Annotated in this window: 17 protein-coding genes; 4 read left to right on the top strand and 13 right to left on the bottom strand. The window is 63.6% G+C overall.

What is annotated here, in order from left to right; translation table 11 throughout:
• Window positions 1-9: 9 nt before the first annotated feature.
• Together ACQ4OD_RS24655 and ACQ4OD_RS24650 are read right to left on the bottom strand one after the other, a co-directional pair.
• Window positions 10-666, bottom strand: coding sequence for a CoA transferase subunit B (locus ACQ4OD_RS24655; protein WP_198755032.1), 657 nt, complete (start codon window positions 664-666; stop codon window positions 10-12).
• A gap of 35 nt (window positions 667-701) precedes the next feature.
• Window positions 702-1400 carry a CoA transferase subunit A gene (locus ACQ4OD_RS24650; protein ID WP_023632552.1) on the bottom strand — a complete coding sequence of 233 codons (699 nt, stop codon included), beginning with the start codon at window positions 1398-1400 and terminating at the stop codon, window positions 702-704.
• Window positions 1401-1520: 120 nt separating this feature from the next.
• Between ACQ4OD_RS24650 and ACQ4OD_RS24645 the strand changes: the two genes are divergently transcribed.
• Together ACQ4OD_RS24645 and ACQ4OD_RS24640 are read left to right on the top strand one after the other, a co-directional pair.
• On the top strand, window positions 1521-2426 hold the full coding sequence (locus ACQ4OD_RS24645; protein ID WP_430945092.1) for a LysR family transcriptional regulator: 906 nt from the start codon (window positions 1521-1523) through the stop codon (window positions 2424-2426).
• Window positions 2414-3235, top strand: coding sequence for an aldo/keto reductase (locus tag ACQ4OD_RS24640; protein ID WP_430945091.1), 822 nt, complete (start codon window positions 2414-2416; stop codon window positions 3233-3235). Before ACQ4OD_RS24645 ends, ACQ4OD_RS24640 begins: the two co-directional genes overlap by 13 nt.
• An 89-nt stretch (window positions 3236-3324) precedes the next feature.
• Here the strand turns inward: ACQ4OD_RS24640 and ACQ4OD_RS24635 are convergent, their stop codons facing one another.
• From ACQ4OD_RS24635 to ACQ4OD_RS24605, 7 genes are all read right to left on the bottom strand, one after another.
• Window positions 3325-6399, bottom strand: a complete 3075-nt coding sequence (locus tag ACQ4OD_RS24635) for an error-prone DNA polymerase (protein WP_430945090.1) — start codon at window positions 6397-6399, stop codon at window positions 3325-3327.
• Complete coding sequence (locus ACQ4OD_RS24630; protein ID WP_430945089.1) at window positions 6396-7814, bottom strand: Y-family DNA polymerase; 1419 nt, start codon at window positions 7812-7814, stop codon at window positions 6396-6398. The genes ACQ4OD_RS24635 and ACQ4OD_RS24630 overlap by 4 nt, the downstream gene beginning before the upstream one ends.
• 6 nt (window positions 7815-7820) lie before the next feature.
• A complete protein-coding gene (gene imuA / locus ACQ4OD_RS24625; RefSeq protein ID WP_094012626.1) occupies window positions 7821-8441 on the bottom strand; it encodes a translesion DNA synthesis-associated protein ImuA in 621 nt (206 codons plus the stop codon).
• Complete coding sequence (gene lexA, locus ACQ4OD_RS24620) at window positions 8441-9058, bottom strand: transcriptional repressor LexA (RefSeq protein ID WP_198755027.1); 618 nt, start codon at window positions 9056-9058, stop codon at window positions 8441-8443. The genes imuA and lexA overlap by 1 nt, the downstream gene beginning before the upstream one ends.
• A gap of 72 nt (window positions 9059-9130) precedes the next feature.
• Window positions 9131-10543: an ATP-binding protein gene (locus tag ACQ4OD_RS24615; RefSeq protein WP_430945088.1), complete on the bottom strand. Its 1413-nt coding sequence runs from the start codon at window positions 10541-10543 to the stop codon at window positions 9131-9133.
• Window positions 10540-12354 (bottom strand): DAHL domain-containing protein, encoded by a 1815-nt coding sequence (locus ACQ4OD_RS24610; protein WP_198755025.1) that lies wholly within the window; start codon window positions 12352-12354, stop codon window positions 10540-10542. Before ACQ4OD_RS24610 ends, ACQ4OD_RS24615 begins: the two co-directional genes overlap by 4 nt.
• Window positions 12351-13358: a cytochrome-c peroxidase gene (locus tag ACQ4OD_RS24605; RefSeq protein ID WP_408981057.1), complete on the bottom strand. Its 1008-nt coding sequence runs from the start codon at window positions 13356-13358 to the stop codon at window positions 12351-12353. The genes ACQ4OD_RS24610 and ACQ4OD_RS24605 overlap by 4 nt, the downstream gene beginning before the upstream one ends.
• Before the next feature lie 191 nt (window positions 13359-13549).
• Here ACQ4OD_RS24605 and ACQ4OD_RS24600 point away from each other — a divergent pair, with 191 nt between their 5' ends.
• Entirely contained in the window at window positions 13550-14881 is a 1332-nt protein-coding gene (locus ACQ4OD_RS24600; protein ID WP_258598000.1) for an HD domain-containing phosphohydrolase, read from the top strand.
• Window positions 14882-15005: 124 nt separating this feature from the next.
• On the opposite strand, the gene ACQ4OD_RS24595 is transcribed toward ACQ4OD_RS24600, so the two are convergent.
• The 4 genes from ACQ4OD_RS24595 to ACQ4OD_RS24580 all read right to left on the bottom strand — a co-directional run bounded on the left by ACQ4OD_RS24595 (window position 15006) and on the right by ACQ4OD_RS24580 (window position 18740).
• Window positions 15006-16604 carry a hypothetical protein gene (locus ACQ4OD_RS24595; RefSeq protein WP_198755022.1) on the bottom strand — a complete coding sequence of 533 codons (1599 nt, stop codon included), beginning with the start codon at window positions 16602-16604 and terminating at the stop codon, window positions 15006-15008.
• 3 nt (window positions 16605-16607) lie between these two features.
• Entirely contained in the window at window positions 16608-17369 is a 762-nt protein-coding gene (locus tag ACQ4OD_RS24590) for a hypothetical protein (RefSeq protein ID WP_198755021.1), read from the bottom strand.
• A 164-nt stretch (window positions 17370-17533) separates the two neighbouring features.
• Window positions 17534-18061, bottom strand: a complete 528-nt coding sequence (locus ACQ4OD_RS24585) for a thioesterase family protein (protein ID WP_052752599.1) — start codon at window positions 18059-18061, stop codon at window positions 17534-17536.
• Window positions 18062-18329: 268 nt separating this feature from the next.
• On the bottom strand, window positions 18330-18740 hold the full coding sequence (locus tag ACQ4OD_RS24580) for an acyl-CoA thioesterase (protein WP_198755020.1): 411 nt from the start codon (window positions 18738-18740) through the stop codon (window positions 18330-18332).
• Window positions 18741-18935: 195 nt separating this feature from the next.
• Here ACQ4OD_RS24580 and ACQ4OD_RS24575 point away from each other — a divergent pair, with 195 nt between their 5' ends.
• Window positions 18936-19601, top strand: a complete 666-nt coding sequence (locus ACQ4OD_RS24575; RefSeq protein WP_258598004.1) for an HAD family hydrolase — start codon at window positions 18936-18938, stop codon at window positions 19599-19601.
• The last annotated feature ends 148 nt before the right edge of the window (window positions 19602-19749 follow it).

Genomic DNA, 19749 nt, shown 5'->3' with positions numbered 1-19749 from the left:
CGGTGCTGCTTAGAAGGTCATTTCCTGCACGTCGTCCGGCACGATCAGCTTGCCGGCAGTCTTCGCGACGATCTCCTCGACACTCACGCCCGGCGCGGTCTCGCGCAGGATGAAGGCGCCGTTGTCGATCTCCAGGTAGGCCAGGTCGGTCAGCACCTTGCGGATGCAGCCGGCACCGGTCAGCGGCAGGCTGCACTTGGGCAGCAGCTTGGACTCGCCGTCCTTGGAGGCATGGGTCATGGTGACGATGATGTTGTCGGCGCCGGCCACCAGGTCCATGGCGCCGCCCATGCCCTTGACCAGCTTGCCGGGGATCATCCACGAGGCGATGTTGCCTTCCACGTCCACCTCGAAGGCGCCGAGCACGGTGAGGTCGACATGGCCGCCACGGATCATGGCGAAGGATTGCGCCGAATCGAAGATCGACGCGCCACGGCGGGCGGTAACCGTCTGCTTGCCGGCGTTGATCATGTCGGCGTCGATGGTGGCTTCGCTGGGGAACTCGCCCATGCCCAGCAGGCCGTTCTCCGACTGCAGCATCACTTCCATGCCGTCGGGCACGTAGTTGGCCACCAGGGTGGGGATGCCGATGCCGAGGTTGACGTAGTAGCCGTCCTTGAGTTCACGGGCGACGCGTTGCGCCATTTGTTCGCGGGTCAATGCCATGGTCAGGATCTCTTTGTTGTTCTTGAGGGCGGCGCTCAGGCCTTGACGGTGCGCTTTTCGATGCGCTTCTCGAAGGTGCCGACGATGACCCGGTCGACATAGATGCCCGGGGTGTGGATCTCGCTGGGCAGCAGCACGCCGGGCTCGACGATCTCTTCGACCTCGACCACGGTGATCTTGCCGGCGGTGGCGGCCAGCGGGTTGAAGTTCTGCGCGGTGTTGCGGTACACCACGTTGCCGTAGTGGTCGGCCTTCCAGCCTTTGACGATGGCGAAGTCGCCGGTGATGGACTCTTCGAGGATGTACTTGCGGCCGTTGAACTCGCGTACTTCCTTGCCTTCGGCAACCGGGGTGCCGTAGCCGGTGGCGGTAAAGAAGGCTGGGATGCCGGCGCCGCCGGCGCGCATCTTCTCGGCCAGGGTGCCTTGCGGGGTGAGCTCCACTTCCAGTTCGCCGCTGAGCAGCTGGCGCTCGAACTCGGCGTTCTCGCCGACGTAGGAGGCGATCATCTTGCGGATCTGCCGGTCCTCGAGCAGCACGCCGAGGCCGAAGCCATCGACGCCGCAGTTGTTGGAGACCACGGTCAGGCCCTTGACGCCGCGGCGCTTGATTTCGGCGATGAGGTTCTCGGGGATGCCGCACAGGCCAAAGCCGCCGGCCAGCACGGTCATGTCGTCGGTCAGGCCCGCCAGGGCCTCTTCATAAGTTGCTACACGCTTGTCCAGTCCGGCCATGCTCAGTCGCCTTTTGTAGTTGTTGGAACCGTACGGTCATCTTCACTGTAGTCGACTGATTTGTTAATTTTGTTTTCGTCATCGATTGATAACTTTTCCAAAACAAAGGGCCCGCCTCTCATGAACGTCAAGCAGCTGCGTGCCTTCGTTACCGTGGCCAAGTACCAGAGCTTCGCCCAGGCCGGCGTGCACCTGCACGTGTCGCAACCGGCCCTGAGCCTGACCATCAAGGCCCTGGAGGACAACCTCGGCGGCGCCCTGCTCACCCGCACCACCCGCAGCGTCAGCCTGACCCCTGAGGGCGAGGTACTGCTGCCCCTGGCCAGGCGCCTGCTCGCCGACTGGGACGATACCGAGGAGATGCTGCGCCAGCGCTTCACCCTGCAACTGGGTCGGGTGTCGGTGGCGGCCATGCCGGCCTTCGCCGGCAACCTGCTGCCACGGTCGCTGAAGGTGTTTCGCCAACGCTACCCCAAGGTCAATGTCACCGTGCACGACGTGATCAACGAGCAGGTGCTGGAACTGGTGCGCCATCGCCGCGTCGAACTGGGCATCGGCTTCGAGCCTGAAAGCAGCGAGGCGCTGCGCTTCCACCCGCTGTACATGGACCGCTTCGTCGCCGTGGTGCCGGCCGACTCGCCCCTTGCCCAGCAGCCCCAGGTGCGTTGGCAGGAGCTGCTGGCCGAGGACTTCATCGCCCTGCAGCGGCCATCGGCGGTGCGCCTGCTGCTCGAACAGCACCTGGCCGCCAACCATGGCAAGCTGGCGGTGGCCTTCGAGAGCCATCAGCTGTCGACCATCGGCCGCATGGTCGCCAGTGGCCTGGGGGTCAGCGCGGTGCCGGCCCTGTGCATCGAGCAGATGCAAGAGCTCGGCGCCCGTTGCGTGCCGCTGGTCGAACCCACCGTGGAGCGGCGCATCGGTGTGATCGCCCTGGGCGATCACAAGCTGTCCAAGGCCGCCGAGGCGCTGCTCGATGTACTGCTGACCCATACCCACCCACAGGAGGTGACATGCGTTACGTGAATCTGGCGGGCTCCCGCGTTCCGGCCATCGGCCAGGGCACCTGGTACATGGGCGAGGACCCGGGCCGCAGGGCCGCCGAGGTGGCGGCCCTGCAACAAGGCATCGACCTGGGCCTGAGCCTGATCGACACGGCGGAAATGTACGCCGAAGGCGGCGCCGAGCAGGTGGTCGGCCAGGCCATCGCCGGGCGCCGCGACCAGGTGCTTCTGGTCAGCAAGGTCTATCCGCACAATGCCAGCCGACGCGGTGTACCGGCCGCCTGCGAGCGCAGCCTCCAGCGCCTGGGCACCGACTGCATCGACTTGTACCTGCTGCACTGGCGCGGCCAGTACCCGCTGGACGAGACTGTGGAAGCCTTCGAGCGGCTGATCGAGCAGGGCAAGATTCGCCGCTGGGGCGTGTCCAATTTCGACCTCGACGACTTGCGCGAACTGGATAACAGCGCCTGCGCCACCAACCAGGTGCTGTACAACCCGGCTGAGCGTGGTATCGAGTTCGACCTGCTGCCGTGGAGCCGCGAGCAGGGCTTGCCGACCATGGCCTACTGCCCGTTGGCCCAGGCCGGACGCTTGCTGCGCCACCCGGTGATGGCGCAGATCGCCGAACGCCATGGCGCCACGCCGGCACAAGTGAGCCTGGCCTGGGTCACGCGTAATGATGGGGTGATCGCGATCCCCAAGGCGGTGGATCCGCAGCATGTGCGCTTGAATGCGGCGGCGGCCGACCTGGTGCTTGCCGAAGAGGACCTGCAAGCCATCGAGCAGGCGTTCCCGGCTCCGACACGCAAGCAGCGACTGGCGATGGTCTGAGCTGCCTGCACCAGGGGCCGCGCTGCGGCCCTATCGCCGGCAAGCCGGCTCCCACACCGACCGCGCCGCCTTCAAGCCAAACGCTATTTCTAGTGAAAGTCCCGGCTGCGCACATCCAGCCCCTGCAACAGTGGGCTGATATCTTCCAGGCGCCGGGCGATCAGGTGCCGTACCCCGCTCTCCTGCTCCAGCCGCCCGCTCACCTTGAGCAACTTCGAACCTACCAGTTCGCGCCGTTGGCGCTCGGCCAGGTCGCGCCAGACCACCACGTTGACCATGCCATGCTCGTCCTCAAGGGTGACGAAGGTCACGCCACTGGCGGTCTGTGGTCGCTGGCGCCCGACCACGATGCCGGCGACGGCGATGCTGTCGCCATGCTCGACCCCTGCCAGCTCCCTTGAACTGCGACACCCCAGCGCGCGCAAGCGTGTCCGTAGCAGGGTCAGGGGATGCGGCCCGAGGGTGGTGCCCAGGGTGCCGTAGTCGGCTGCCAGATCTTCGGCAATGCTTGGTGTAGGCAAGGCCACCGCCTGTTCAAGTGTCGATTCGACTTCGGCGAACAACGGCAGCTGCGCCTGCACCGCCGCCACCTGCCAGCGCGCCTGGTGGCGGTCGCCGGCCAACCCGCGCAATGCCCCGGCGTCGGCCAGGCGTGCCCGGGCCCGGCCATCAAGCCCGACGCGCAGGCACAAGTCCTCGACATCCCGCCAGGGGCGTAGCGCCCTCGCCTGCTCCAGGCGCCGGGCATCGTCCTCGCTGAAGCCGCGGATCTGGCGCAGGCCCAGGCGGATGGCCAGTTCGTTCTCGCCCAGTGCCTCCAGGGTGCAATCCCACTCGCTATGGAACACATCCACCGGGCGCACTTCGATGCCCTGGCGGCGCGCCTCCTGCAGCAACTGGTCGGGGCTGTAGAAGCCCATCGGCCAACTGTTGACCAGCGCACAGGTGAAGATCGCCGGCTCATGGCACTTGAGCCAGCTGCTGGCGTAGCACAAAAGGGCAAAGCTGGCAGCGTGGGACTCGGGGAAGCCGTAGCTGCCAAAACCCTTGATCTGCTCGAAGATACGCTCGGCAAAGGCCAGCTCGTAGCCATTGCGCAGCATGCCCGCGATCAGCCGCTCGCGATGCGGCTCCAGGCCGCCATGGCGCTTCCAGGCGGCCATGCTGCGGCGCAACTGGTCGGCTTCGCCCGGGCTATAGTCGGCGGCGACCATGGCCAGCTCCATCACCTGCTCCTGGAACAGCGGCACGCCCAGGGTGCGCTCGAAGACGGCCTGCAGCTCTGCCGAAGGATAGGTGACCGGCTCCTGCTTCAACCGGCGGCGCAGGTACGGGTGAACCATGTCGCCCTGGATCGGCCCGGGGCGCACGATGGCCACCTCGATCACCAGGTCGTAGAACTTCTCCGGCTTGAGCCGGGGCAGCATGGCCATCTGCGCCCGCGACTCGATCTGGAACACGCCCATGGTCTCGGCGCGGCCGATCATGGCGTAGGTGGCCGGGTCTTCCTTGGGCAGCGTCGCCAGGGTGTACGCCTGCCCACGGTGTCGGGCGATCAGGTCGAAGCAGCGGCGCAGCGCGCTAAGCATGCCCAGCGCCAGCACGTCGACCTTGAGCAGGCCGACCATGTCCAGGTCGTCCTTGTCCCACTGGATCACCGTGCGCTCGGCCATCGCCGCGTTCTCCACCGGCACCAGCTGGTCCAGCGGCTGCTCGGAGATGACGAAGCCCCCGGGGTGCTGCGACAGGTGTCGGGGAAAGCCGATCAGCTCCCCCGCCAGCACCAGGATGCGCCGCAGCGACGGGCTGTGCGCATCGAACCCGGCCTCGGCCAGGCGAGCGGCATCAGGGATGCGGTCGCTCCAGCGCCCGCAGCACTTGGCCAGGGCGTCCACCTGGTCGGCCGGCAGGCCGAGCACCCGCGCCACGTCGCGCACCGCGCCGGCGGCATGGTAGCTGCTGACCACCGCGGTGAGCGCGGCACGGTGCCGGCCGTAGCGCTGGAACACGTACTGGATCACCTCTTCACGGCGCTCGTGCTCGAAATCCACATCGATGTCCGGCGGCTCGTTGCGCTCGCGGGAAAGGAAGCGCTCGAACAGCAGGCGGTGTTCCATGGGATCGAGCTCGGTGATGCCGAGGACGAAGCACACCACCGAGTTGGCCGCCGAGCCTCGCCCCTGGCAGAGGATGCGCTGGCGGCGGGCGAAGGCGACGATGTCGTGGACGGTGAGGAAGTAACTCTCGTAGCCCAGTTCCTCGATCAGCGCCAGCTCCCGCTCCAGCACCGCGTGGACCTGGTCGCTCGGGCCCTGGGGCCAGCGCTCGGGCAACCCTCGCCGGCACAGCTCGCGCAGCCAGCTGGCCGGGGTCTGCCCCTCGGGCACCAGTTCCCGTGGGTACTGGTAGTTCAGCTGGGACAGATCAAAGGTGCAGCGCTCGGCAACCTGCAGGGTCTGCGCCAGCAGATCGTCGGGGTACAGCTCGTGCAACTGGTCGGGCGACCTCAGGTGACGCTCGCCATTGGCGAACAGAAAGCGCCCCGCCTCGGCGACCGCGCAATGTTCGCGGATGGCGGTCATGCAGTCCTGCAGCGCCCGCCGTCCGCGCACGTGCATGTGCACATCGCCGCAGGCCACCAACGGAAGATCGAGCCGCGCCCCCAGCGCGCGCAGGTGGGCCAGGCGCTGAGCGTCGTCGGCCCCGCGGTGCAGATGCACCGCCAGCCACAGGCGCCCGTCGAACAGGGGCTGCAGCCAGGCCCCGGCGCTGTCGTCCGGCTCGGCCACCCACAGCGCCAGCAAGCCCTGGTGATGGGCCTCGAGGTCCTCGACGAGCAACTGGTAGCTGCCCTTCTGCGAGCGCCGCCGGGCGCGGGTGATCAAGGCGCAGAGGTTTTGGTAGCCAGCAAGGTCCTGTGCCAGCAGGACCAGCTTCGCCCCCTGGTGCACCCGCACCTCGCTGCCGACGATCAACCGCACCTGATGCTGCTTTGCCGCCTGCCAGGCCCGGACGATGCCCGCCAGGGTGCATTCGTCGGTGATCGCCAGGGCCTGGTAACCCTGCTCGCGGGCGCGGCGGAACAGCTCGTCGGCACTGGAGGCACCACGCTGGAAACTGAAGTTCGACAGGCAGTGCAGCTCGGCGTAGCCGGGGGCGCTCATGCGAACCAGCCTTGCAGCCACAACGGCCCCGGCGCCGCGAGGTCGCGGAAGGCCCAGCCGCGCAGGCCATCACGGGTTTCGATGCGGTAGTAGTCGCGCCGCACATCACCACCGTCCCACCAGCCGGACTCGATGCGCTCGGCCTGCCCGAGCAGTTGCAGGCCGGTCTCGGACAGCGCCTGAGGCACCGGCAGCAACCAGCCGGGACGCCGACCGGGGGCCATCACCAAATGGCCCTGCCCACCCTGCTCCACCCCTTGCCAGGCGCACTCGGGGCGATGATCGGCCTCGGCGCGCAAGCCCTTGACCGCGTCATCGCCCAGCCGCGCGCGCAGGCGCTCGCGCAGCTGGTCCCAGGGCTGAGCCTGTTGCGCACGCGGGTCGAACAGCGCCTGGTGCTGGGGCACGAACGGTGGCAGGTCGGCGGCCAGCAGCCGCAGGTTGCGCACCGGCGCCGGGATGCGCAGCGGCTCAAGGCGGCCACGGGCAAGCTCGAACAAGAGCGAGACGTCGCGCTCGGCAGCCAACAGGCCGACCTTGAGCACGGTGTCCGCGCCTTCGGCATGCTCCAGGTGCAGTTCGAAACGCTGCACGCCACAGTCACGCCCGGCGAGAAATGCCGCCAGGTCGTAAATGAGACGACGCAGGGGGAAAAGCAGGGCCTGGTGTGATTCGACGTCGAAGTTCAGCTCCAGCCGCGCCTCGAAACGGTCGGGCGGCTGGTAGAAACCCAGCCCCAGGCTGCGCAAACCAAGCAGTTGGTCCAGGTGCAACTGCACCTGGGCACTGAAGCGCCTGGCCAAGGCATCACGGGGCAGCGCCAGCACCTGTCCGAGGCGGCGCAGGCCCATGCGGATGAAGGCTTCGGCTGCCTCACTGGGCAGGCCGACACGCTCGACGGGCATGTCGAGCAAGGCAGCGCGGGTCGCCTGCGGGCAAGTCAGTGCCAGGCCATCGTGACCGTTGGCGAGCATTCTCGCCGCCACCGGGTTGCTGGCCACGACGATACGCTGGCGCAAGCCGAGTGCCGCCAGTTCCTGGCGCAGGCGCGCCTCGAACGACGGCCACGGGCCGAACAGCTGCAGACTCGAGCCTACCTCCAGCAGCAGCGCACGGGGATAGTGCAGGCTGACCTGGGCGCTGAAACGGTAGGCCCAGGCCGCGAGCAGCTGCTGCAACTGCTCGAGACGCGCCGGCTCGACCTCGACGCAGGTGAAACCGTCGGCCAGGGCGCGGGCGGCGGTCAGGGCCTGCCCGGCACGCAGGCCCAGCGCACTGGCCGCCGGGTTGACCGCCCGCAGCACGCGGCGCTGGGGCGGCCCGCCGAGCAGCACCAGCGGCGCCTCGGGGTCGTCACGTTCGCGCAGGACAGTGTCCAGCGCCAGCTGGGGTAACAGGATGCAGGCCCAGAGCATGGTGCATCACCCCTGCCCAGGGCAGGCGATGGGTGCGGCAGGTGGCAGGCCACCCCGGCACTTGAGCACGCGCCATTGTGCCGGGCGCAGGTCGAGGGCGATGCGCAGGGCGGCAGGCGATGGGTTCAGCGCGGCCTGCCGCGGACGACAGGCGAATGCCAGCGCGTTGCCGGTTTCCGCGGCCACTTGCAAACGCCGCAGCGCCCGATCATCGGCACGCTCCGGCCAACACAACACCGCCGCGCAACTGCCCGAGCGCAGGCACTGCTCGGCTGCCCACAGGGCATCGCCGGCCTCGGCGTCAACCTGCACCAGCCAGCGCAGGTCCACCCCGGCGGCCTGCCAGGCCGGCGCATAAGGGATGAACGGCGGCGCCACCAGCACCACCCTCTGCCCTTCCCCGCTCAGCCGGGCGAGCGTGGGCCAGAGCAACTGCAACTCACCGCAGCCGGGGCTGGCCAGCAGCAGCTCGCTGAGCGACGCCGCCGGCCAACCGCCTTCCGGCAGCCGACCATCGAGGGCGGCATGCCCGGTGGGCTGCAGGCCCTGCGGACGCGCCTGGGCCTGCCGCCCACGCCATACCTGGCGCTGATCGAGCAGCCGGTCGAGTTCGACCACCGCGCCCATCAGTCACGCCTCAGCAAGCCGCAGAACACGCCTTCGATGAAGAACTCGCGCTCGGGGCTCACGTCGATGGGGGCATAGGCCGGGTTGCGCGGCAGCAGCCGATAGCCGTCGCGGGTGCGCTGCAGGCGCTTGATGGTCACCTCGCCGTCGAGCCGGGCGACCACGATCTGCCCGTCGCGGGCCTCGCCCTGCTGGCGAATGCCGACCAGGTCGCCATCGAAGATGCCGTCGTCGACCATCGAGTTGCCGCGCACCTTGAGCAGGTAGTCGGGGGTACGCCGAAACAGGCTGGGGTCGAGCAGCAACTGCTCGTGGATGTCGAGGTCGGGCCCGATCGGCGCACCGGCGGCGACCTGGCCGAGCACCGGCACTTCGAGGATCTCGGGCCGACGCAACGGCTCGGCCAGGCGGATACCCCGCGCCTGGTTGGGCGTGACGTCGATGAAGCCGCCCTGGCTCAGGGCGGTGATGTGCTTGCGCGCCACGCTGCGCGAAGCGAAACCGAAGCGCTCGGCGATGTCGGCCAGCGACGGCGGCTGGCCTTGATCGGTGATGCGCTCGCGGATGAATTCGAGGATGGCGCGGCGTTTGGGGGATAAATTGTCCATGGAGCACATTTGTACTCTTTTCCACAAAAACTGAACAGCCCCCTTCGTCGGCCGCCTGGATGTCGCCTATTTACCGACTATCTAAGGCACTACGCTTGGGGCTTGCTGTTTGATCGGCAGTTCAATGGTGAAGACCGTGCCCTCTCCAACCTGACTACGGACGGATATATGCCCGCTGTGTTTTTTTATAATGCCGTAGGACAGAGAGAGCCCTAACCCGGTCCCCTGGCCAACAGGCTTGGTCGTAAAGAACGGATCGAAGACCTTCTGCAGATGCTCCGGCGCAATTCCTGACCCCGTATCCGCTACCTCGATCCAGACACTGGCGTCCAGCTGGCCGGTGCTCAAGGTGATGGTACCGCGCTCAGAGCCCATCGCCTGTGCCGCGTTGACCAGCAGGTTGAGAATCACCTGGTTGATCTGCGACGGCAGGCACTCGACATCGGGCAACGGCTGGTACCGCTTGATCACATCGGCCTTGTACTTGAGCTCGCTGGCGACGATGTTCACCGTGGAGTCAATGCCCTGCAACAAGTTGGCCGATTGCCACTGCCGCGCACTGTCGACGCGCGAAAAGTCCTTGAGGTCCTTGACGATCTGCGCAACGCGGCCAATCCCTTCCTTGGACTCCTTGATCAGCACAGGAATGTCTTCCCTCAGGAAATCCAGTTCGGTCTGCTCGCGCAGCCTCTGCAATGCCGCGCTGACTTCACTGGCGCCCAGGCCCTGCTCGGCATGGCGATAGGCATCAAGCATCGTCGCCAGTTGCTGGAAATACCCCTCCAGGGTACCGAGATTGGATGACACAAACCCGATCGGGTTGTTGATCTCATGCGCTACGCCGGCAGCCATCTGGCCCAACGATGCAAGCTTTTCCGACTGCACAAGCTGGCTTTCCAGTTGCTTGCGCTCGTCGATTTCACGCTGCAGTGCCTCGCTGGCATGCTTCAGCTCATGGGTGCGCTGCTCAACCCGCTGTTCGAGCTGGTGCATTTTCAATGAGGCGCGCTGGGTCATTTCCCATTTGGTCAACAAGGTGCTGGCCATCTGCTGGACCTCGATGTTGTCGAAGGGTTTTTTCAGGATCAGCAAACGGTCGTGGGCGCGCAGTCGGTCGAGCAGTTCGTCCCAGGAGTAATCCGAATATGCGGTGCACACCACCACCTGCAACTGGGGGTCCTCCTGCCACAGGTGCTCGATAGTTTTGGCGCCATCCCAGCCATCTGGCATACGCATGTCGACAAAAGCCAGCGCATAGGGCTTCTGGGCCTGCAGCGCGCGCTTAAGCAAACCGAGGCCTTCCTCGCCACCGTAGGCCGAGTCGAGTTCGAACACCGGTCCTTCCTGCTTGGCCGGTTCGCCGAACAACAGCGCCTCCATCTCGTCGAGTTCGGCGTTCTTCAGCCTGATCGGGGCCAGGACTTTGCGAAAGTCTTCGTGGATCGAAGGCATGTCGTCGATCAGCAGAATGCGGCGATTGGCCAGGTCACTCATGCAGGCTCCGTTACCGCGATCAGCGGAATTCGCAGGGTGAAAAGCGCCCCCAGGCCTGGGCCATCGCTATGAGCCGTCAAATGGCCGTTCATCTCGATGGCAGCCAGGGCGCAACTATGCAAACCGAATCCGTGCCCATCCTTGCGGGTGGTGAAGCCGTGGGCAAAAATCTTCTGCAGGTTTTCCGGGATGATGCCTTCGCCTTCATCCAGCACGCTCATCTCCAGGAATTCACCCTCGATGATCCTTGTCTTGAGCGTCATGGTCCGATGTTCGTTGCCCAGACCCGACATGGCGTATTTTGCGTTGCTGATGAGATTGATCAGGATCAACAGCAGCCGATGTCGGTCACCCATTACCTGCGGTACATCGCCGAAGTCGCGCAACACCGACACCTGATGCCGAGTCAGCGCCCCCGCGTTCATGCGTAGTGCGTCCTCGATCAGCTCGTGGATTGACAGCGGCTCGGGCACGCTCTTGGCACCGGCGTAGGATTGCTGGGTGGCCACCACCTCCTTGATATGGTCGACGCTCTTGTTCATCCTCTCCAGCTCGACCACGATGCCGCGCTGCTCCTGGGTAATAGCCTCGGCCACCTGGTTGAGATAGCCGGGAAGCAACTTGCCCTTGGGGTCCTCGGTGATGAATCGGCCCAGGTCATCGGCATGTTCATCGATCAGTTGCACAGCCCTGCCCAAGCCCGTGGTCTTGCTGCTGCGCAGAATGCGGGCAATCAGTTCGCAGGAGGTGTTCACACTGTTCAGTACGTTGCCCACGTTGTGCAGCACATTGGTGGCGATCTCCGCCATGCCAGCCTGGCGCGCGGCGCTGAACAGCTCACTCTGGGCGTTCCTGAGCTCCCGGGTGCGGTCCTCGACCCGTTGTTCCAGGACTTCGTTGGCGGCCTGCAAGGCGCTGTTGACCCGTCGCACTTCTGCGAAGCTTCGCAACAGCATCATGGCCAGACCCACCACGGACAGTGCCAGCAGGCCCGACAGCCACAAGGTATACAAGTGATACCTGCGATCGCTCTTCTCGACCTGCTGCTGATCGTGGTCCAGCAGACTGGTCAGGCTGTCCAGCCGCTCGGCTACGGGAATTGCCTCGATGTCTTCGAGCAGTCGGTTGACGATGGGCTGCTCACGCAGAATCAATGCCACATGGCTACTCAGCAGCCTCACAGGCGTCTGAAACTCCTCCGGCAGGTTCTGCACGTTGACGGCTAATGCACCCAACCCGACTTCAATCTCTGCGGCCTTGTCCGCAGAGGTTACCTGGGCGAATTCCAGAGCGCTGAGCAACAGGTCGTAAGTGTCGGTGGCAAAATCGTGCACTTCCTTCCGATCGGGGTCGGGCACCTTGCCCAATTGGGCCTGCACGCTGTCTTCGGCCGCGGGCAGGAACGCCAGCGAATTGCGCAGCAGCGCATTGTGCGACTTGAATTGCTCCACCAGCCGCGCCTTTTCTCCCAGCGACGCGAGGAAACCATCATGAGCAACGCGCCACTGGCCCGAGTCGTTGCGCCCCTGATCTGCCTCCTGGCTGTCGAAGCGTGCCCATAGCCGCTTCATCTCCTTGAGTGGTGCTACCAGCGGGTCGTAGTCGTGGGCAAGGGCCACGCGGGCCTTGAGCATCTCGTTTTCCCACAGGGCATCCTGCTGCTTGAGCTGACGGATCAGGTCGCGGGACTCGTTGTAGGCTTGGGTCAGCTCCGAACCGGAATTGAGATACAGGAACCCCAGCGTGGCGGAAAGCGTCAGGACCACGCCACTGAGCAACAGCAGGCTGCCACGCCGTGTGATCGTTTTCATGGTGTGTCTGTCCCTGCCCTGTCACCGGTGAGGGTCTTGAGGAACAGCACGATCAAGGCCCGGTCCTCCTCACTTGGCACACGCCCCAGCTGGTACTGGAACATGACCTCGACCGCGCGCTCGAGCGTGGGCGCCGCACCATCATGAAAGTAGGGCGCGGTCATCGCCACGTTGCGCAGGCTCGGTACCTTGAAGACGCTCCGGTCGGCTTCATCGCCGGTGACGTTGAAGCGGCCCTGGTCCGCGGCTGTGGGATTGCCGCGGTCAGCGAGATAATCGCCGAAGACGCCAAATTTCTGGAACATGTTGCCGCCAATGTTCACGCCCTGGTGGCACGCGATGCAGCCATAGTCCTTGAAACGCTCGTAGCCGTATTTTTCTTGCCGGGTAAGCGCCTCGGTGTTGCCCTGCAGGTAGCGGTCGAACCGCGAGCCGGGTGTCAGCAAGGTCCGTTCATAGTTGGCAAGGGCGTCAAGGATGTTGGCCTTCGTCACGGCATCGGCATAGGCATTGATGAACGCATGGCGGTAGCGGTCGTCGCTGGCGATGCGTTGCACGATCACCCCCCAATCCCCACCCATCTCATGGGCACTGGTGATCACGGTATTGCCTTGCTCCTCGAGCGACTCGACCCGGCCATCCCAGAATTGACGGAAATTGAGGCTGGCATTGAACACCGTCGGGGTGTTCAGCGACAGTGGCTGACCATCGGCCCCTATCGAAAACGCCCTATCGTCGGCCCCGTACTTATCGGGACGATGACAACTGGCACACGAAAGGCTGCTGTTGAGCGACAGCCGCACGTCGTTGAACAACTGGCGCCCTAATTCGACACGCTCAGGCTCCAGTGTCGGAATCGGCGGCAGAGGCTTGAGGGGCTCATCCAGAGGCTCGGCCCCGGCGCCCGCACACAGGCAGAGCATCACCAGCAAGCGCCAGCAGCCTCGGGATCGCGCATAACGCCAGCTGATGTGGGAATGGCGACAGGTATTGGGCTCGATCATCCGGGAAGTCCTTTATCCCTTGGCTGACAAGTGCACAAAAGGGTGCCCCCATCAGATTAGATGCCGTTGGTACTCTTTGCCTGCCATTCACCCGGCATTCCTGCAACGCCCATGGCGTAAAAAATGATCTAGCCTTTGCCTTGGCGCGCTTCGGTGATGCGCGTCCATGGACCGACTGGGAGAGGCCCGCCATGGAAGCGCAACCCACTCTGAACCCAACGTATCGGCCGACCGTGTTGCTCGTCGACGATGAGGAGCCGATTCTCAATAGCCTGCGCCGGCTATTGCGTGGCCAACCCTATGACCTGCTGTTGGCAACCAGCGGCGAACAGGCGCTGGCGCTGATGGCCGAACACCCAGCGGACCTGGTTATGAGCGATGCGCGGATGCCGGGCATGGACGGCGCCACCTTGCTCGCGCAGGTTCACCAGCGCCACCCGGCTTCCGTCAGGATCATGCTCACCGGGTATGCAGACCCAGGCGCCATCATCAAGGCTGTCAACGACGGGCGTATCCATCGTTACATCAGCAAGCCCTGGAACGACGACGAAATGCTGCTGACCTTGCGCCAGGCCCTGGAGCACCAGCGTATCGAACGAGAGCGCCAAAGCCTGGAATTACTTGCACGCAAGCAGAATGCCCAGTTGAGGCTGCTCAACATCAACCTGGAAAAACGCGTGGCGGCGCGTACCGCCGAACTGCAACAGACCGCCGACATGCTGGACCTGGCCTATGAGGAACTGAAACACAGCTACGTCACTGGCACCGAAGTGTTCTCGATGCTGGCCAACCTGCGCCTGCCGCCAGCCAAGCAGACCAACCGGCAAATCATCGATCTGGTGCGCGGCTATTGCCAGGCCCACGCCCTGGACGAAGCGACCAGCCGCGACCTTGCCATGGCTGCCGCGCTGTACAACGTCGGCAAGCTGAGTTGGCCGGACAGCATGATGGTCGCCCCATCGGACCTGCTCAAACACAGCGAGCGCTATCGCGACTACCCCCGTCAAAGCGAATCATTGCTGATGACCCTGGAGCCTATGAAAGATGCTGCGCGCTTGATCCTGCATCATCAGGAACATTGGGACGGCAGCGGTTTCCCGGACCGTCTCAAAGGTGAGTGCATCCCGTTTGGCGCCCGCCTGCTCAAACTGGTCGTGGATTTCGTCGAACTGCAGCGAGGCCTGGTACTCGAACGGCAGATGAACAGCGACGAGGCCTTGCTCTACCTGCGCAAATATTCGGGCCGCTTGTATGACCCGGCACTGCTGGAGGATTTCGTCATTGTCTGTGCGACATTTGTCAATGATCTAAGCCTCGCGGACCCCGAAGTCCAAGCCTGCACCACCCATGAACTGGCCGCCGGGATGGTGCTGGCACGCAACCTGAACGCTGACAACGGCATGTTACTGCTCAACGCCGGAAAGGTATTGAGCGCCGCGCTTGTGGAAAAATTGATAGCGTTTGAAGCCATGGAGCACGGTCAGTACACGGTATTCGTCAAAGTGCCACAGGTGAGCGCATGACGTCTCCCGAGCGTTGTACAAAAAGTGCCTGGAGTTGAAGTCAGGCTCCCATGAGAAAGTTGGCCTTTGGGGTAATGCCGGGCTGCAGCTTTCCCAGCGAGCGCACGTTCAGTTGGATGGCTGCTCAATAACGAATGGACAAGGCGATCGCCTCGTTTGGCGTCTGGTGTTTCTCCAGCAGGCCGAGCACGTCCTTCTTCAGTTGCGCCTGCTTGTCGATCAGCGACAGGTCGCGGAACTTGTAGTCCAGGTCGGCATAGCTTTCCGACACACCGGCATTGAGGTGATTCTTGCCGAAGGTGTGCACGATGTGCTTGGACTTCCAGATGTCGTATTGGCTGAACACCTGGTCCGCTGGCAGGTGTTTGGCGACCGAGAACGGCAGTCGGGTCAGCAGGCAGTAGTTCATCTTGTACTTGTGGAACTGGTAGTGCTCCAGGGAATGGACGAACGACACGTACCAGATGTAGGTGGCGATCACTTCGATGTTGAAAGCCTTGTCATTGGCCGGGCACGGCAGGTTGACATAGCGGCACAGCTCGGCGACCCAGTTGTTGATATAGGGTTCGGAACCGTCGCGCAGCAGGTCGTCGTAACTGGTCGTGACGAACTTCAGCACCGCCGCGTAGTAGTCGCGGTATTGGGCATTGAGCGCGTGCTGGCCATTGAGGTACTGGTCGAACGGGATGGCGAACTTGATCTCGAATTTCTGGGTCAGCGCCTGGTCTTCGGTGTCGCGCTTGTTGTACATGTTCAGGGCGTTTTCATAACCGACCTTGTAGAAGGTCTGCGCCGAGTAGTAGCCGATGCAGCTGTAGAGGAACTTGTCGGCGATACCGGTGGTTTCGCGCAACGACAGCGGCGATTCCTTGAACTGGTGATTGAGCATCAGGATATAGGCGGTGTGCGGATCCATCAGCTTGTGGAAGTTGGAATCCTTGGGCACCAGGTTGAACAGGAATGCCGCGCCCATTTCGGCGAAGAACAGGTGGTGGTGCAGGTGCGCGCCGAGGATGAAGAACACCATGGTGTTCGACATGAAGTACACCTTGGCCAGGTCCCAGTGCGGCTCGCCCGGGCCGACGCTGAAGCCGTCGCGCAGGGTAATGCGCATGCTGTCGGTGGCGAAGTCCTGGGCGATGGAGATGCTGGCCACGTCGAACACCGAACTGGACAGGCGGATCTCGCGGGTGAAATCACGCATGTCGAAGGTCGATACGCCATCGACCGTCTGCAGGTAGTGGGTGATCTGCGACGACATCAGGAAGACTTTCAGGTCCTCGTCGGAAATCGCCGTCGGTTGCGGGAACTGGCCCAGCGGCACTTTGTAGTAGTCGCGGTTGGCCTTGATGATCGACTGGATATAGTTGTGGTAGACCTTGTCTTTCCTCCAGCGATAGACCAGTTCGGCGGGCAGTTTCTTGGGGATGTAGCCCATGTGGTAGTCAGTGCCCGGGATCGGCGTGCTCTCCATCGAGATGGAGTCACGATTGTAGTGGCGATAGCCAAAGTAGCGAGGCAGCAGCCACTTCAGCTGGACCCACTTCCAGGCCAGGAAACTGGCGCTGAGGTTAATCGCGTACAACGACAGCAGCAACGGCACGAACTTCACGTAATACAGGCCGATGTACACATGCTTCAATGGCTCGGCCCGGGTCTTGCTCATCAACAGGATCACGGGGCTGACGGTGATGAAAAACGCCAGCAGGATAACTTCCAACATGCTTCAGACTCCTTGTTCGATCGCTTTGTTCTTTTTGCGGCTTGCGCCGTAGCTGTACAGGCAGGCGCCTGTGAAAATCACATTGACGACGCTCCAGGCGAGCGCGGCGTCGGGGCTGTACCAGGTCGTCAGGTCGAAGGCCGGCAGGTTCATCAGCGGGGTGTCGCCGGCGATGGTGCGCACGAACAGGTAGAAGCCGAAGGTGTAGGCGCGGGCCTGGAAATACAGGTCGGTGCGGCGCAGGAGCAAGGCGTAGGCCACCGGCGCCAGCAACAGCGGCAGTGCATAGCCGAAGGTGGTGATCCGTGCCGAGTACAGGAAGCACAGGTTCCAGGTGGTGTACAGGTAGGGCCAGTAGGCAGGGACGCGCACCACGAAATCGTGATGACGGCCAGAGATCTCCCAGTGCTGGCGCGAGTACGGCAGACTCAGGATCAGGCCCACGGCGGCGACGATGTTGAGGACGTTGCCGGTTTGCCAGTCGATCACCGAGGCTTCAATGATGTTGAGCACGATCACCACGTAGATGAGCTTGTAGATGAAACCCTCGATTTTCGGCCTGTACCTGGCATACGCCAGGAAGCACATGGGCAGCAGCACGCTGATGGTCTTGATGCGCATGAACAGGTTGGCGTTCGGCACCAGCAACGCCGGCAGCGACAGCACGAAGAACGTCAGGCCCACCAGGCGGTAGCGCCTGAACAGCTCGGCGACCAACAGCAAGACCGCGAAAAGAACCAGCATCAACAACAAGGTGTTCGGCATGAGGTGTTCCCTACTCATTCATGGATCGACGTGGGGCAGACGCAACTGGCGGGCACGGCAAAGCCTGCCGCGCGCGGTGCCTGCCACAGGCCTGGGGCCGTGGAGCAATGGACGGACGACGTGGGTGTCAGGTGTTTGCCAAGAGGGCCGCGGCGCGGCCTGGTTCAGGCCTTGCCGAGCACGTGGGCCTCAGCCTCCAGCCATTTCCTGATGGCTTCGGGCATCGGCGCGGTAGTGGGTTCGACCTTGAGCTTTTCGGCGATCACCGCGTTGGCGACCAGCCCTTTACGGCCGACCCAGGCGCCCTTGGAATAGCCAGTCACCACCACTTCACCGGCACGGTTGAAGAAGGTGTACTGGAAGTAGGTCCAGTTCTCGTCGAGGCAGCAGATGCTGAACTCGGCGGTGTACTGCTCGAACATGGAAAGTTGCTTTTTATAGACGACCAGATTACCGCCGAGCATGGGCTTCCAGCCCAACTTGAAGGCAGGAATGAGGATTTTCGCGCGCAGGCAAAGTTCCAGCATGAACAGATCGGCAATCGTCATGTAACGGCCATTGTTCATGTGTTTATTGATGTCTATGTCGTTCGGCCAGACCCGCAGCGTTCGCTGCAGCGTGTCGGTCAGGGCCATCGGCGGCTTGAAGAAACCGCGTAGAACAGCCAGCAACAGACGGATGTAGAGATTCATCCGGTTATCCCTCCCTAGGATTTTTATTATCGTTCCCTGTTCGATCGCCCGTTGTTTGTTCGGGTGACCGCAAGCGGCGCGTTGCAGGCCTGCTTGTTTAATTCCTGAGCGAGGCGAAAGCTAACAGCTTTCAGCAGGAGCAACCAGTGGCAACAGCCTCATTTAAACGGAAAACCGCAACTGAATAACCGGTCACGTTTGGACTTTATATCCAATTGATGCTGAAACGTTTGTTTGTTGATGAAATATCTATCCGTTGTGATGCGCATCAGCCTGTAGTGCTGCACAGTGCCTGGCGCAGTGCCTCGGGCAGCTCAACCGGTTGCTTGCTTTCGGGGCAGACGCACACTTGGGTCATACTGGCCCGAAAACACACTTCGCCACCGGCCCCGAGCCCCTCTACGGCGAAACTGAACGATGTGCGGCCGAGCGGCCCACTGCTGACGTGCACGCGGATCAGGTCGTCCCAGGCCATCGGCGACAGGAACTCGATGGACAACGCCCGCGCCGGCGGCATCACGCCCATGGCGAACAGCTTGCGCAGGCCTTCGCCGCCCAGCCGGTGGGAGAGAAACTCGTGTATCGCCTCGATGACGAAGTAACCGATACGCGGCGTATAGACGATCCCAGCGGGGTCGCAATCGCCGAACAGGATCTTGCGGGTGGTGACAAAAGACATGGGGTGAGTGCTCCGTGCTGTAATGCCTGGCAGCCGATATTAACCGTTCAGGGTCTGTTGAGGCTGAGGCGTTTGCTTGGCAGCCCCACGCCTGTGAGTCTTGCGCCGAAGATGCGCAGGAACAGGCCAACTGCACTTTCCAATGCTGATGGCATAGTATGCTGCTGAATGGTTTCTCCCCTTTAAGGATGCCCGATGCTGACCGCCCTGCTGTTCGATCTCGATGGGACCCTAACCGACACCGACACCCTGCACTTGCAAGCCTTCCGCAAGCTGCTGCACGACCACGATGGCCGCGAGCTTACCCAGGAGCAGTTCAACACCCAGGTCAGCGGCCGCTCCAACGGCCTGCTGTTCGCCGAGCTGTTCCCCCATTCTGATGCCGCCCACCGCCAGGCCCTGGCCGAGCGCAAGGAGGCGTTGTTCCGCGAACTGTCGCCAACCCTGACGCCGATGCCCGGCCTGCTGCGCCTGCTGGAACATGCCGAGCGGCACGGCATCGGCATGTGCGTGGTGACCAACGCCCCGCGCCTGAACGCCGAGCACATGCTCGGGGCCATGGGCCTTGGCGAGCGTTTCGCTCATGTCCTGGTCGCCGATGAGCTGGCACGGCCCAAGCCCGACCCCCTGCCCTACCTCACCGGGCTGCAGTACCTGCAGGCCCAGGCCGCGCAGGCGCTGGCCTTCGAGGACTCGCTGCCTGGCGTCAAGGCAGCTGTCGACGCAGGCATCTTTACCGTGGGCCTGGCCACTACCCAGCCGGCCGAACGACTGCTGGAAGCCGGAGCGCGGTTGGTGATCGAAGACTATGCCGATCCGCGGTTGTGGGACATCATCGCGCGGATGCAAGCCACGGCCTGAACGATTGGTGCCGCTGGCATTGCGCGGTAGGTCGAGTTGAGTCCTGCGAGCGTTCGAGCTGTTGCCGTTGCCGTTGCCGTTGCCGTTGCCGTTGCCGTTGCCGATCAGGAGTCTAGCGCCCTACCCAGCTAGCGACAGCTGCGTCAGT

This window comes from Pseudomonas sp. WC1 (assembly GCF_050586565.1).
Taxonomy (GTDB): Bacteria; Pseudomonadota; Gammaproteobacteria; order Pseudomonadales; family Pseudomonadaceae; genus Aquipseudomonas.
The sequence above is the reverse complement of the archived record's forward strand: the minus strand, read 5'-3'. Positions and strand labels throughout refer to the sequence as shown.